Source organism: Chloroflexota bacterium (genome assembly GCA_016197225.1).
Taxonomy (GTDB): Bacteria; Chloroflexota; Anaerolineae; order Anaerolineales; family VGOW01; genus VGOW01.
The window spans coordinates 1-12586 of sequence record JACPWC010000102.1 but is presented as its reverse complement, the minus strand read 5'-3'; the positions used below and the strand labels follow the sequence as shown (position 1 = coordinate 12586).

The 12586-nt window shown below is 57.9% G+C and carries 16 protein-coding genes; 10 read left to right on the top strand and 6 right to left on the bottom strand.

The window, feature by feature from the left end:
* Positions 1-179: 179 nt before the first annotated feature.
* The 6 genes from HYZ49_17105 to HYZ49_17080 all read left to right on the top strand — a co-directional run bounded on the left by HYZ49_17105 (position 180) and on the right by HYZ49_17080 (position 4874).
* Positions 180-461, top strand: a complete 282-nt coding sequence (locus tag HYZ49_17105; protein ID MBI3244003.1) for a metal-sensing transcriptional repressor — start codon at positions 180-182, stop codon at positions 459-461.
* 104 nt (positions 462-565) lie between these two features.
* On the top strand, positions 566-772 hold the full coding sequence (locus HYZ49_17100; GenBank protein ID MBI3244002.1) for a heavy-metal-associated domain-containing protein: 207 nt from the start codon (positions 566-568) through the stop codon (positions 770-772).
* Positions 773-780: 8 nt separating this feature from the next.
* Positions 781-1431, top strand: coding sequence for a methyltransferase domain-containing protein (locus HYZ49_17095; protein ID MBI3244001.1), 651 nt, complete (start codon positions 781-783; stop codon positions 1429-1431).
* 2 nt (positions 1432-1433) lie between these two features.
* Positions 1434-3920, top strand: coding sequence for a copper-translocating P-type ATPase (locus HYZ49_17090; GenBank protein ID MBI3244000.1), 2487 nt, complete (start codon positions 1434-1436; stop codon positions 3918-3920).
* Between the two features lie 57 nt (positions 3921-3977).
* On the top strand, positions 3978-4523 hold the full coding sequence (locus HYZ49_17085; GenBank protein MBI3243999.1) for a TrmH family RNA methyltransferase: 546 nt from the start codon (positions 3978-3980) through the stop codon (positions 4521-4523).
* Between the two features lie 108 nt (positions 4524-4631).
* The gene (locus tag HYZ49_17080) at positions 4632-4874 is read left to right on the top strand and encodes a hypothetical protein (protein ID MBI3243998.1); all 243 of its coding nucleotides are present in this window, start codon (positions 4632-4634) and stop codon (positions 4872-4874) included.
* Here the strand turns inward: HYZ49_17080 and HYZ49_17075 are convergent.
* Positions 4787-6088, bottom strand: a complete 1302-nt coding sequence (locus tag HYZ49_17075) for a LysM peptidoglycan-binding domain-containing protein (protein ID MBI3243997.1) — start codon at positions 6086-6088, stop codon at positions 4787-4789. The genes HYZ49_17080 and HYZ49_17075 overlap by 88 nt on opposite strands.
* On the opposite strand from HYZ49_17075, the gene HYZ49_17070 reads away from it, so the two are divergent.
* A complete protein-coding gene (locus tag HYZ49_17070) occupies positions 6082-6408 on the top strand; it encodes a DUF2087 domain-containing protein (protein MBI3243996.1) in 327 nt (108 codons plus the stop codon). The genes HYZ49_17075 and HYZ49_17070 overlap by 7 nt on opposite strands.
* Positions 6409-6490: 82 nt before the next feature.
* Here HYZ49_17070 and HYZ49_17065 read toward each other — a convergent pair whose 3' ends face one another.
* Together HYZ49_17065 and HYZ49_17060 are read right to left on the bottom strand one after the other, a co-directional pair.
* Positions 6491-6922: a DUF4383 domain-containing protein gene (locus HYZ49_17065; protein ID MBI3243995.1), complete on the bottom strand. Its 432-nt coding sequence runs from the start codon at positions 6920-6922 to the stop codon at positions 6491-6493.
* 66 nt (positions 6923-6988) lie between these two features.
* On the bottom strand, positions 6989-7786 hold the full coding sequence (locus HYZ49_17060; protein MBI3243994.1) for a hypothetical protein: 798 nt from the start codon (positions 7784-7786) through the stop codon (positions 6989-6991).
* Between the two features lie 92 nt (positions 7787-7878).
* On the opposite strand from HYZ49_17060, the gene HYZ49_17055 reads away from it, so the two are divergent.
* Together HYZ49_17055 and HYZ49_17050 are read left to right on the top strand one after the other, a co-directional pair.
* Positions 7879-8538, top strand: coding sequence for a hypothetical protein (locus tag HYZ49_17055; GenBank protein MBI3243993.1), 660 nt, complete (start codon positions 7879-7881; stop codon positions 8536-8538).
* Between the two features lie 7 nt (positions 8539-8545).
* Entirely contained in the window at positions 8546-8941 is a 396-nt protein-coding gene (locus HYZ49_17050) for a hypothetical protein (GenBank protein MBI3243992.1), read from the top strand.
* On the opposite strand, the gene HYZ49_17045 is transcribed toward HYZ49_17050, so the two are convergent.
* On the bottom strand, positions 8916-9620 hold the full coding sequence (locus HYZ49_17045; protein ID MBI3243991.1) for an ATP-binding protein: 705 nt from the start codon (positions 9618-9620) through the stop codon (positions 8916-8918). The genes HYZ49_17050 and HYZ49_17045 overlap by 26 nt on opposite strands.
* 226 nt (positions 9621-9846) lie before the next feature.
* Between HYZ49_17045 and HYZ49_17040 the strand changes: the two genes are divergently transcribed.
* Positions 9847-10791 carry an aldo/keto reductase gene (locus HYZ49_17040; protein MBI3243990.1) on the top strand — a complete coding sequence of 315 codons (945 nt, stop codon included), beginning with the start codon at positions 9847-9849 and terminating at the stop codon, positions 10789-10791.
* Between the two features lie 191 nt (positions 10792-10982).
* On the opposite strand, the gene HYZ49_17035 is transcribed toward HYZ49_17040, so the two are convergent.
* Both HYZ49_17035 and HYZ49_17030 read right to left on the bottom strand, forming a co-directional pair.
* Positions 10983-11816: a hypothetical protein gene (locus HYZ49_17035; GenBank protein MBI3243989.1), complete on the bottom strand. Its 834-nt coding sequence runs from the start codon at positions 11814-11816 to the stop codon at positions 10983-10985.
* Positions 11817-11856: 40 nt separating this feature from the next.
* Complete coding sequence (locus HYZ49_17030) at positions 11857-12381, bottom strand: DUF2690 domain-containing protein (protein MBI3243988.1); 525 nt, start codon at positions 12379-12381, stop codon at positions 11857-11859.
* Positions 12382-12586: the final 205 nt, after the last annotated feature.

Here is a 12586-nt window from a genome sequence, read left to right as displayed (position 1 = left end):
GCTTCAACGGTAGAGACCGCTTCCCCAACATCGGGGAAGCGGTCTCTTTTTAAAGGCCGTGACATTTGGCACTGGCCGTTAATGAACTTCATACTTGACTCTACCCCAAAAAGCCGGGTAAAATGCCAATAGTTTACCCATCCCCCCTGGGGGGGGTCTAGCTAGAAAGGGCGAGCGACATGGAAGACAACAAGAGAAAAGCGGACACCTTGCGGCGGCTGAAGAGTGTGGCCGGGCATGTGAAGGGCGTGGAAAAGATGATCGAAGACGATGCTTACTGCATCGAAGTCATCGCCCAGATTCAGGCCATTCAGGCCGCGCTCAACAAAGTGAAAGCGCAGATACTCGACGAACACCTGCACCACTGCGTGATCACCGCCGTGCGGGGCGAAGACCCGAACGAGCGCGAACGGGTGCTGGCCGAGATCGCCGACGTGTTTGAGACGGCGACAAAGGTGTAAAGATGCCAACTTGACGATAGACGGTGGACGGCAAACGACAGTCGTCTTTCGCCAATCGTCCGTCGTCAGAATCATATCAACAATCTAAGGAGATTCCTACAACCATGACCACCATTACCCTCAAAGCGCCGGCCATTTCGTGCGGCCACTGCGTGAAGACGATCCAGAACGAAGTGAGCGAACTTGTGGGCGTGAAGAGCGTCGTCGCTACGCAGGATAGCAAGCTGGTGACGATTGCCTACGACGACCCGGCGACGAAAGAGCAGATCGAAGCCTTGATGGCCGAGATCGGCTATCCAGTAGAAAAGTAAACCTCGCCATGAGCCAGGGCGACAAGTACATTCCGGCGCTGGGACACAAAAGCCTGACCCCGCTCTACGACCCGTTGCTCAGTTGGGTCATGCGCGAGGAGACGTTCAAGCGCGCCCTGATCAAGCAGGCCAACATCGGGCAAGGCCAGCGCGTGCTCGACCTGGGCTGTGGCACGGCTACCCTCACCATCCTCGTCAAGCAGACTCACCCTGAGGCTGAGGTCGTCGGGCTGGATGGAGATACGCAGGTGCTCGAAATTGGCCGGGCCAAAGCGGCAAAGGCCGGGGTGGACATCAAGCTGGATCACGGCCTGGCCTTTCAGTTGCCTTACCCTGACGCCTCATTCGACCGGGTGCTGTCCAGCCTGGTGTTTCATCACCTGGCCAGAGAAGATAAACAGCGCGCCCTGAACGAGACGTTTCGGGTTCTGCGGCCCGGCGGCGAGTTACATCTCGTGGACTTCGGCAAGCCGCACAATGCGTTTGCTCACTTCATCTCTCAGTTTGTCCGCCGACTCGAACGGGCGGCTGATAACATCGAAGGCCGGTTGCCAGAGATGATGCGCCACGCCGGTTTTGAAAAGATTGAAGAGCCGGCGTGGTTTACAACCGTCTTCGGCTCACTCTCTTCTTACAAAGCATTGAGAAGCAAGGAATAAGTATGCCTACCAAACAACTCACCCTCCCCGTCACCGGCATGACCTGCGCCAACTGCGCGGCGACGATTGAGCGCAACCTCAAGAAACTGCCGACGGCGGCCAACGTCAACGTCAACCTGGCCTCTGAAAGGGCGACGCTCGAATTTGATCCGGCACAACTGACTCAGGATCAAGTCATCGCCCGCATCGAGAAAGCCGGCTACGGGGTAGCCGTCGCCGAAGCCGTTTTGCCGATCAAACGGTTGAGCGATGACAACGACGCCCGCCGTTTGGAAAAAACCTTGAGCAGGCTCGATGGCGTGCTGTCGGCAAAGGTCAGCTTTGCCACTGAGAAAGCGGCAGTGAATTACATTCCCACGCTCGTGAGCCAGGGCGATTTGAGATCGGCCATCAGTAGTTCGGGGTTTGAGGCGGTAATTGCCGAAGGCAACGTCGAAGACGCGGAACGGCAGGCGCGCGAGAAAGAGATCAACCACCAGAAACATTTGCTCATCGTCGGCCTGATCCTCAGCGTGCCGCTGTTCGCGCTTTCGATGATGCGCGACTTTGGCGTACTGCCTTCGTTCTTCCTCGACACGACTCATGTGGCGATGGCCGGGATGAAGCAAGAAGCTGTGTGGTGGTTCAATTGGCTGTTATTTGCCCTGGCAACGCCGGTGCAATTTTACGTCGGCTGGCAGTATTACGTTGGCGGCTACAAGTCTTTGCGCAACGGCTCGGCCAACATGGACGTGCTGATCGCTATGGGCAGTTCGGCGGCCTACTTCTACTCACTGCCGATCCTGTTCGGCTGGTTGAGCGGCCACGTCTACTTTGAAACCGCCGCCGTCATCATCACCCTGATCGTGCTGGGCAAGTTCCTCGAAGCGCGGGCCAAGGGCCGAACCAGCGAAGCCATCAAAAAGCTGATGGGCCTGCGGGCCAAGACCGCCCGCACCATCCGCGACGGCGTCGAAGCCGACATCCCGATTGACGACGTGCGGGTGAGCGACCTGGTCATCGTTCGCCCTGGCGAGAAGATTCCAGTAGACGGCGTCGTCGTCGAAGGCAAGTCCACAATTGACGAGTCGATGCTGACCGGCGAGTCAATGCCGGTTGAAAAAAGGGCCGGCCTGCCCGTGATCGGCGGCACCATCAACAAACAAGGGTCGTTCAAGTTTGAGGCGACCAAAGTCGGCAAAGAGACGGCGCTGGCCCAGATCATCAAACTGGTCGAAGAGGCGCAGGGCAGTAAAGCGCCGATCCAAAAGCTGGCCGATCAAGTGTCGGCGGTGTTTGTGCCGATTGTCATCGCTATCGCCGCCTTGACGTTCCTCGTTTGGTGGGCTGTATCGGGCAATTTCACAACGGCGTTGATCAATGCGATTGCCGTCCTCGTCATCGCCTGCCCGTGCGCGCTGGGCCTGGCCACGCCCACGGCGATCATGGTCGGCACCGGCAAGGGCGCGGAGCACGGCATCCTGTTCAAATCGTCCGAGGCTTTGCAGAACGCGGGCAAGATTCGGACGGTGGTGCTAGACAAGACGGGGACGATTACAAAAGGCAGGCCGACGGTCACCGATGTAGTGATTGGTAATTCGTTATTGGTTATTGACTCACAGCCAATAACTAATAACCAATTACTAACTTTGGCCGCCTCTGCCGAAAAAGGCAGTGAGCACCCGCTCGGCGAAGCCATTGTGGCGGCGGCCACGGAGCGCGGGCTGTCGCTCGAATCGGTTGACGGCTTCAACTCGGTCAGCGGTCAGGGCATCACGGCTCACATCGGCGGGCGCGAAGTGCTGGTGGGCAACTTGCGGATGATGGAGTCGCGTGGGCTGTCGGTAAATGGCTTGGGCGCGGACGTAGCCCGCTTGCAGGCCGAAGCCAAGACGCCGATGCTGGTGGCCGTGGACGGCGAAGTTGCAGGCGTGATTGCCGTGGCCGATACGATCAAAGAAGGCTCGGCGGAAGCGATTGCGGAGCTTCATCGTCTTGGTTTGGAAGTGGTGATGCTGACCGGCGACAACCAGAAGACGGCGGAAGCGATTGGCAAAGCCGCCGGCGTAGACCGCGTCATCGCCGAAGTTTTGCCGGGCGATAAGGCGGCAATGGTGAAGCAGTTGCAAGTAGGGGCAATTCATGAATTGCCCGTACGGGCAAACGGTAGGATTGTGGCGATGGTCGGCGACGGGGTGAACGACGCCCCGGCCCTGGCCCAGGCCGACGTGGGCATCGCCATTGGCACCGGGGCCGACGTAGCCATGGCCGCCGCCCCGGTGACGCTGATAAGCGGCGACCTGCGCGGTGTGCCGCGCGCCATCGGCCTCTCCAAGCAGACGATGCGCACCATCAAGCAAAACCTGTTCTGGGCCTTCTTCTACAACATCATCCTGATCCCGGCGGCGGCGTTCGGCTTCCTGGTTCCGGTGCTGGCGGCGGGGGCGATGGCCTTCAGTTCAATTTTTGTGGTGACGAATAGTTTGAGGTTGAGGGGGTATAAGTTGTAAAGCACAAAGACCTGACAGGTTCGCTTCGCGAAAAACCTGTCAGGTCTTCGCTGGAATATGAGCATTGAGACATTGGCTCCCGCTGGCGAACAACTTGAAGGCCAGGAGTTATACAAGCGGCAGAAAGCACTGCGCGCAGGGCGGTTGCTCCTACCCGGCCCGACGATTGTGGCTGCCGGACTGCAAGTGTCAGAAAACATCGGCGCGGTGCTCCGCTTGGCCGACGCCGTTGGCACGCAACAGGTGATCTTCGTCAACGAAGCCGAACCGGATTTAACCCGCATCCGGCGGACGGCGCGCAGTACCGAGGCGCTGGTTCGTTGGGAACGATTCGCCACGGCAGAATTTTTGGAGCGGGTCTCGTCGTTTCAACCGCTCATGGCGCTGGAGTTGACGACAACTTCTGTCAGCATCTTTGAGACTGAACTGCCAACAATGTGCACCTTCGTGATTGGGAGTGAGAAGCATGGTATTCCTGCTCCCCTGCTCCGCCAGTGCCAGCAAGCCGTTCACATCCCAATGTTCGGCGTGAACGGCTCGATGAACGTGACCCACGCGCTGGCAGTAGCGCTGTTTGAGTGGCGACGGCAACATTTGGAGTAAGCTGTCTACCGTGACGACCCCAACAGCCCCAGACTACATCCCCTACCTCAAACACCCCCGCGAGCAGGCCGCCCGCCGCCGGGAGGCCGCTACACGCCGCGAACGGAATTGTTGGCCTTCGTAGAGTTTCTGGAAGGCATCAGCCGCGCCGACGACAATGCGGGTGAATGGCCGCTTTTGAAGGACCTGCAAAAAAACAATCGCCCCGGCCTGCAAACCGGGGCGATTGTTTTCATTTACCAATTGCTATTTACCAATTACCTTCACGGACTCGGCGTCGCCGTCGTCGCCACCCCGATTCCCGTCCAGGTGAACGTCCGCATGTCGCTGGTGGCCCCGGCCGGCTCGTAGATCGGGTCGCCCTTGTCGTTGGTGCCGGTTTGCCGGGCAGTGACCACCGACCATTTGAACACGTGCGGGGCGGCCTCTTCGGGCTTCATGTCCACGTTCACGATGTAGCGAGTCGCCGTCGTCGTGTCCAGCTTGCGCCGGGCGCAGTTGCAGGTCACGTCCTCGATGCTCACCAGATACACTTCACCTTCCTGCAAAATGTCCACTGCGTTCCATTGCAACGTCACCGTTTGCTCGATGGGCGAAATGGCCGCGCCCTCTGGCGGGCTGAGCAGAATCGGGGCCGGGTACGGCGGCAAGGCCGTGGCCGTGGGCGACGGCCCAACCGTCGGCGGCGGGCGGTCAAGGGGAATCGTCAGCACCAGCCCGACCGTGATCGGATAGTCCGGCGGCGGAATTCCGTTTTCAGCGGCCAGCGCCGCCGGGTCAACGTTATAAAACGCGGCAATGCTAAACAGCGTGTCATTGGCGACAACCGTATAGGTGGTGCGCGGGCGGGCAGTTTCGGTGAGGGCAACGGCTTCGAGTGTGTTGGTGGGCAACGGCGTGGGCGTGTAAGTAGGTTGCGGAACCGTGAGCTTCTGACCCACGATCAGCGGGCAGGCTTGCGAGAGTCCGTTCACCTCAAGCAAAGCCTGCAAACCGATGTTGGCGTTGAAGGCGATGCTGATGCAAGTGTCGCCCGAAGTCACCGTGTACTCAACCGGCGGCAGAGGCGTGGGGCTGGGGGCCGTCGTCTCGGTTGCCGTTGGCGCAAGAGTCAACGTCGGCGGGACTGTTGGAGTCAACGTTACAGTGGGCGTGGGTGGACTGCCAAACGAGATGATGCCCGTCGCCCCCAGCACCAGCACCGTCCCCATCAACAAAAAGATGAGGATGACGGCGACGGCAATTGGAAGGGACAGGGTAACTCCGCGACGGCCCTGCGCCGGGGCTGTTGACGAAGGTTGAGCCGCCGGCCCGGTGGGAACACCCGAGGGCGGGGTGGTGGTGGTCGGCGAAGGCGGAGACAAAGGCTGATCGGCGGGGCGCATGAATGACGGGCGCGGCGGCAGGAGTGAACGACGGAGGGCGCGCTGAGGCTGGGTGTTCGAGGCCGGGCCGCCGAGATCAGCGCCGCACACGATGCACTTGGTAGCCAGGTCGCCGACGCGCGTGCCGCAAGTGGGGCATAATCGCGGCGGCGGCGTTGAAGGCGCTGTTTGTTTTGCCATATCGAGCGATTATACCAGAGCGAGATTCGGGAAAAATTCAGCAGACCACCGAGTCACTCGACGTAGAAGCCTATGACCGCAAAGTGATCCGCGACTTCAGCAAACGCGACGGCTCGCTCAAAGAAATTCCGGCCCAGCAGAAGAAGTTTCAGGCCGTGCTTCGGCGCATCGTCAAAGAGTTCGAGACGGGCAAGCAGTACAGCGAGAAACAGGTCAACGAGATCGTGGCCCGCTTTCACGCCGACACGGCCAGCCTGGGCCGGGGCCTGATCGAATATAAGTTGATGCAGAGAGCGGATGGGAAATACTGGCGGCTGTAGAGAGCGCCTAAAACGCCGCTCCAAGCCTGCGTCCTCGCAGGGGACAATCGCGGGGACGCGGTTGGAGAGCAACCAGCCGGGTCTATGACGAAGGCCGCATCAGCCCCAGATAGAGCGCAATTGCGCCGGAGGTCAGATGCAAAATATGGCCGGGCGAATTGAGCGGGACCAATCCCAGGAACGACTGGTCAATTGGAAAGCCTTCGAGGAACGCCTGAATCATTCCGGCGACAAACAGGAGCAACAACACTGCCCCGGCGATCTTGCCCCAAAGCTGGGCGTTGGCGAAAGACCGGGCCGCCCACAGCGCCGGCAGGCCGATGGCAAGGTGAATGATATTGTGCAGAGCGTTGATGGCAACCAGGTTCACGAGATAGCGCGCCCCAATGCCGTCGTGATGCACCGGGTTGATAAAATCAATCGGCAGAAACCCGGCCACGCCCAGCGCCACGTACACCACGCCAATCAGCCACATGCCGTATTGCACCAAAGTGGTTTCTCGATTTTGAATCATTGGCCTCTCCTCATTCTCGAAATGTAGAGCGACGCGAAGCGGTCAACTCGCTCTACAACCACCGCTCTATTGTTTACGATAGACGACGTGTAGCGCCAGCGAAGTCAGGAACCACTCGGCGAACATAACGGGCAATAGAATTCCGAGCGGAGCAGACCAGTTGTATTCCACCCTGCCGGCCAGCAGTCCAACCAGATGCAAGAGACCGAGCGCGCCGCTGAAGACCAGGCCCAGCCGCAGGCGTTGCCAAGAAACGGTGGCGATGGCCGCCGCCCCGCTCAACCCGACCACGGCGATGAATCCGGTGAACACCCGCAAGTCCAGCCCCGTGGTCGGCCACGGCCAAACGTTCCGGGCCGTGTCTACGAACAAAAAAATGAACAGGGCTACCGCCAAATAGAAAATCCCGCGAATGCTTAGCCAGGCTCGCCAGGGCGGAGCCACCTCAACCTCGCCCTCGCTTGCGCCCTGCGTGATTATGTTCTGCGAGCGGGCAATCATGGGCACAAACAACGGGTTGGCATAGTAGTAGAACAGCCAGGCCAGCGTGATCGGGTGGTAAGCCCGAAAGGCAGACCAGTCGGTGCTGGTGGCGAAGAGCAAGACCAGCGAAAAGACGATGAGGTTCAGGGCGCCGTTGCGGGCCTGCACCCAATCGTTCTGGCGCAGGACGGAAACGTAATAGATGGCGGCGCTGAGGTAACCTACGCCGATGAGGATGGCCGAGCGCGGGTGAGAGAACACCCAGGGCGCATAGATTTCGGTGTAGGTGGGAAGAAAGAAGAGCAACAGCCCAAAAATGACGGCAACCCCCAGGTTGGCCCAGATGAGAAAGCGAAACTCGAGGCTGAGAGCGGAGCGCATTGTTCGATTCTCCTGTCGCAAAGGGTTCGACTATTTAGTACAATTACGCGAACGGAAGCCATTATGATTCTGTTTCAAATCAGGAGAGCGAAATGCAAAAACTGCAACAATCACCGGCGCAAAAATATGGGCGAGGCTGTCTGGCACTGTTTGCGCTGGTGTGGACCGGCTTTTCCTGTTTCGCTTGTATTGTACCGCTGAGCATTAGCCTGGTATCGCTCACGTCCGGCTCCATCGAAGACGTGGCGACGGTGTTATTGAGCACAGTCGGGCCGGCGCTGTTTACGTTGCCGTTCCTGGTGATTGGCGTTGGCCTGCTGGCTTACGCTGTCTGGCCGTGGATCGCCCGCGCCCGCGTCTCCGCGCCCGACATTGCGATCTCCAACAGCACCCCGCGCCCCGGCGAGGAACTGACGCTGGTTTACACGCAGACGTTCAAGGCCGCGACCGAGGTCAAGCGCATTGCCTTTCAACTGATCTTCCGCGAGACGGCCACCTACCAGCGCGGCACCGATACGGTGACGGTTCACCACGACAACCTCATTCAAGAGTTTGAGATTCCGGCCCGGCGTTTCGAGGCGGGTGAGACGTTCCGCGATCAGCGCCGCTTGCAGATTCCGCCGGAGGCCATGCACACCTTCCTCGCCCCGCGCAACAAGTTACAGTGGTTTCTCAAGGCCAAAGTAGAAATGGCCGGCTGGCCGGACTTCAACGAAGACTATCCGATCACGGTGCTGGCAGAAAGGGCATAAATAAGCGATGGCAAACGCAACGATTCAAATTTCTCTGAGCGGCGGCGAGGCCGAAGGCGAGTGGATGCGCTTTGAGCCAGGAAGTGTTTTGCAGGGCACGGCGCAGATCGTGCCGCAGGGCGACATCCGGTGCAACCATGTTTACGTGCGCTTGCAATGGCACACCGAGGGGCGCGGAACCCGCAACGAAGGCCGGGTGGGCGAGATTGATATGGCTCAGGGCACGCTGGCCGCGAACACGCCCCTCAGCCAAAATTTTCACTTCACCCTGCCCAAAGAACCCTGGAGCTACGCCGGGCATTACATCAACATCGTCTGGGAAGTCGTCGTCAACATTGACATCCCGCTTGCGCCCGACCTCAACTTCAGCCAGCCGTTCATTTTGGCTCCGGGCCGAAGATAGCGGCCTGGGTTCGCAAGTAATCTGCCGTGATCGCGCCCTTGCTCTTGAGCCGCTGGAAGACTTCGTAGAGGAAGTATTGCATCGCCCGCAAGTTTCCGCCGAACGTTTCGTGAAGGTAACGCGCCGCGTCGGGAGTCAGAATCACGCCTGGCGCGTTGTTATCGAGCGCGAAGTAAGACAGCCGCTGTTCCAGCACCGCGCTCAGATGATCAGGGGACGCCGCCTTGTCAAGATGAGCAGTAGTGAGCGAGAGGCCGCGCTTCGCGAACAGCGGCGCGAGATCGTCATGACTGCTCATCACTAAGGTCAAGCCGCCTCTTGCCTGTTGGGCCGCCGACAACAAACGATCCCGCTCGCCCCGGTTCAACCGTTGCGCCTCGTCGAGCAGAAACACCTCAAGCCCGCTCAAGCTCGCGTGAAATTGCGTTTGTCCTTCAGGCAAATACTCGTAAACAACGCGCTTGCCATCCTGCCGGAACCGCGCCGCCAGCCCCAGCAGAGTCGTGGTCTTGCCGTGACCCAACGCACCCAGCACTTGAAGATGAACGAAGCCCGCCGCCACAGCCGACTCGACAGCCCCGGACAGAACGGCTATCTCGGCCCACTCGTCGTCGGTAACCACCCGGAACGGATTGCACCGGAAGCCGAGGGCGTGGAAAGGGAAGTAGGGATTGATCATAAGTTGCCGTCGAGTATACTTCCAAATAAGTTCGCACCTGGGGTGCTAACTCCGCTGACAACCTTTGTGTGTATACACAATCATTATCAAATTGCGGCTCTAATCCGCCCTCAACCTGTTGTCTAACATTTCGGCTTTGATCTGCCGGGCGGCGTCCCCAACAGAACCAAGTTCAATTGAGCACAACAGTAAGGAACGGATTAGATGGCCTCGCTATCAAACTCACATGGCAGAAAACGATACTATCCCTCTCGGCCAAACCAACCTTCGCCTCAGCGCCCTCGGCATCGGCGCGTGGCAGTGGGGCGACAGGTTCTTCTGGGGCTACGGCCAGAGCTACACCGACGCCGACGTGCAAGCCGCCTTCGCCGAAACCCTCAAGGCCGGCATCAACTTCATTGACACCGCCGAACTTTACGGGCCGTGGACTTCGGAGCGCAAGCTGGGCGAGTTCATCCGCAGTTCTGCCGCGCGCGAGAAAGTCGTCATCGCCACCAAGTTTTACCCCTTTCCCTGGCGCTTGCGACGCGGCGATTTACTGTGTGCGCTTCGCGGAAGCCTCAAGCGACTCGGACTGCAACAGGTGGACTTGTACCAGACTCACTGGCCTCACCCGCCGGTTCCGGTGGAAACGTGGATGGAGGCCATGGCCGACGCCGTCGGCGACGGCCTCACCCGCAGTGTCGGCGTCTCCAACTACAGCGCCGATCAAATGAAACGATCACACGACACGTTGGCCAGGCGCGGCCTCCCTCTGGCTTCCAACCAAATTGAATACAGCCTCCTGCATCGCCTGCCTGAGCGAAACGGCGTGCTGGCAACGTGCCGCGAGCTGGGGGTGACGCCGATTGCCTACAGCCCGATTGCCAAAGGCATCCTGAGCGGCAAGTACACGCCGGGCAGGCCGCCGCCCGGCCTGCGGGCTATGCGTTACAACCGCGAGTATCTCACTCGCGTTCAGCCCCTCATCGGCCTCGTCAAAGAAATCGGCCAGGCTCATCGTAAGACTCCTTCGCAAGTTGCCCTCAACTGGTTGATCTGCAAAGGCGCGGTTCCCATTCCCGGCGCGAAGAACGTTCGGCAAGCACACGAGAACGCAGGCGCGCTCGGCTGGCGGCTGGCCGAAGCTGAAGTGGCGGCGCTCGACGCCGCGAGTGAGAATGTAAGCTGAACTGAGAAGAGCGGCGCACACTGTCCAGAAAGAAAATACACCAGACCAAGAGGCCTGGTGTATTTTATTCCTTCAGCGCACACTACAAAGCACTTGTCACTTGTTTATTACTGTGCCGGTGAACTCCCACGGGCCAACGATCAACCCCGTTGAGCTTTCGGTGTCGAAAAACCTGTTGAGGTTGCCGCTCTTTACTTGTTCAGGCTACCCGTGAATGTCCACGGCCCATCTATCCAGCCGCTTACTGCCTTGGCAATTGTTACATTCGCATCATCTATACTCATGGAAGCCGGTTTGCTGATGATGGCAACCTGAGCGCCTCCATCTTGTTGTTTGCACTGAGCCTTAATGCCAAGTTTGTTTAGGCTGGGGGCATTTTGCAATCTTGCGTTATATTCTTCGCATTCGTGGCCTTCAAGCGGCGGGATCAATCCTATGCTCCCAATGCTCAGACTAAGCGTCGATAGATCCGCCTGAGGTGGAATCTCGTCAAATTCGAGCGTCACACAACGGCGTCCTGGTTGTCCATTCGCTGAGGCAAGTTCAATAGATGTTTCGTGCACCCAAAGATTCGATGTCTCTCCATTGGCGTACTTGAGAGTAACTGCATTGATATCCCAAACGCCTTTCCCTGGAAGCTGGTAGCACACATTGGCAAATACGCGGCCTGCCTCTTGATAAAAGTCAGATGCCGTAAACTCAACTCCGTTAATACGTTGAATTTGGGATTTGATCTGTAAACGGGTTTGAATAGTTGGATTGAAGAGATAACCCGGCCCAGCGAATGTATAGCCTGTATCTGGACTGATCGTTGGACCGGAAGCCTGAGAAGTGATAACTGGGGTTGGTTGCAGTGCGCTTTCGGCTCTTGCAATGCTGTTCGTAACGGATAGGGTCGTGTTCTCCACCAGCCAAAACCTGATAGAAACACCCAGCAATAACATTGTAGATGCAACGAAGATTGTGGCTACAGTGTTGGCAAGAATCCGATTCTGATTTGGTTTATGTAATTTTATTCCGGACATGATATTTTCTCCTCAGTTAAGTGATGGACTCTGCTACCACCTACCACGATCCTGTACAATAACTGCTGGTTGATGGTGATGTTCCTCCCACTGGTAACGAAATGCTGGAACTCGATACTCGGCCACAAGCCAACACAGAGGTTGCCGCCCCAAAGCCTTTCATTGGTGTATACACGGATTGGTTATTGGCAATGGGCTGAGAATTTGGTGGGTATCCTCCGGATTCAACGCTTTGGTCAGAACAATAGTTGGTGCATCCATACCTTGTGCTACCAGCAGTATATTTTGACGCACCTGATACGTTGGTGACTCTCGTCCAGTCAGCATCACATCCGTCCGAGTGACGACGCTCAATTTTAGCGCCGCTGGCGAGCTTATAATTCGGATCGCTAGCATTGTTGGCAGTACAACCCGCAGAGCCTGCATATAGCCCTGTACAGGCATCACCGCTACATGCCGCAAGAGCTTTAGGCAATGGCAATGGCACCCACAGCCCTAATAACAAAAGAGTTGCAAATAGGAGTATACGTAAGGGCTTCCATGCTGATTCGAGTTTGATTAACATTCGCTTGTTTCTCCTTTGAGTCTTTGAGTCTGGGAAGATTGACTGGAAGATTGTAGGATTGTTTATATCTCCCGTTTCGAGTAAAATTTTAGGGTTAAAGTTGAATTAGGTGAGTTATGCTGGGGTATATGATACCCCAGCTCCCCATAACCTCGACCCGAATAGATGACATTCCGTTATTGATCGGCATGCTGATTCAAATGGG

Bases quoted from the DNA above. Each gene is read 5' to 3' on its own strand.
- HYZ49_17105 (MBI3244003.1), top strand. From the start codon at position 180: ATGGAAGACAACAAGAGAAAAGCGGACACCTTGCGGCGGCTGAAGAGT.
- HYZ49_17100 (MBI3244002.1), top strand. From the start codon at position 566: ATGACCACCATTACCCTCAAAGCGCCGGCCATTTCGTGCGGCCACTGC.
- HYZ49_17095 (MBI3244001.1), top strand. From the start codon at position 781: ATGAGCCAGGGCGACAAGTACATTCCGGCGCTGGGACACAAAAGCCTG.
- HYZ49_17090 (MBI3244000.1), top strand. From the start codon at position 1,434: ATGCCTACCAAACAACTCACCCTCCCCGTCACCGGCATGACCTGCGCC.
- HYZ49_17085 (MBI3243999.1), top strand. From the start codon at position 3,978: ATGAGCATTGAGACATTGGCTCCCGCTGGCGAACAACTTGAAGGCCAG.
- HYZ49_17075 (MBI3243997.1), bottom strand. From the start codon at position 6,088: ATGGCAAAACAAACAGCGCCTTCAACGCCGCCGCCGCGATTATGCCCC.
- HYZ49_17065 (MBI3243995.1), bottom strand. From the start codon at position 6,922: ATGATTCAAAATCGAGAAACCACTTTGGTGCAATACGGCATGTGGCTG.
- HYZ49_17060 (MBI3243994.1), bottom strand. From the start codon at position 7,786: ATGCGCTCCGCTCTCAGCCTCGAGTTTCGCTTTCTCATCTGGGCCAAC.
- HYZ49_17055 (MBI3243993.1), top strand. From the start codon at position 7,879: ATGCAAAAACTGCAACAATCACCGGCGCAAAAATATGGGCGAGGCTGT.
- HYZ49_17050 (MBI3243992.1), top strand. From the start codon at position 8,546: ATGGCAAACGCAACGATTCAAATTTCTCTGAGCGGCGGCGAGGCCGAA.
- HYZ49_17045 (MBI3243991.1), bottom strand. From the start codon at position 9,620: ATGATCAATCCCTACTTCCCTTTCCACGCCCTCGGCTTCCGGTGCAAT.
- HYZ49_17040 (MBI3243990.1), top strand. From the start codon at position 9,847: ATGGCAGAAAACGATACTATCCCTCTCGGCCAAACCAACCTTCGCCTC.
- HYZ49_17035 (MBI3243989.1), bottom strand. From the start codon at position 11,816: ATGTCCGGAATAAAATTACATAAACCAAATCAGAATCGGATTCTTGCC.
- HYZ49_17030 (MBI3243988.1), bottom strand. From the start codon at position 12,381: ATGTTAATCAAACTCGAATCAGCATGGAAGCCCTTACGTATACTCCTA.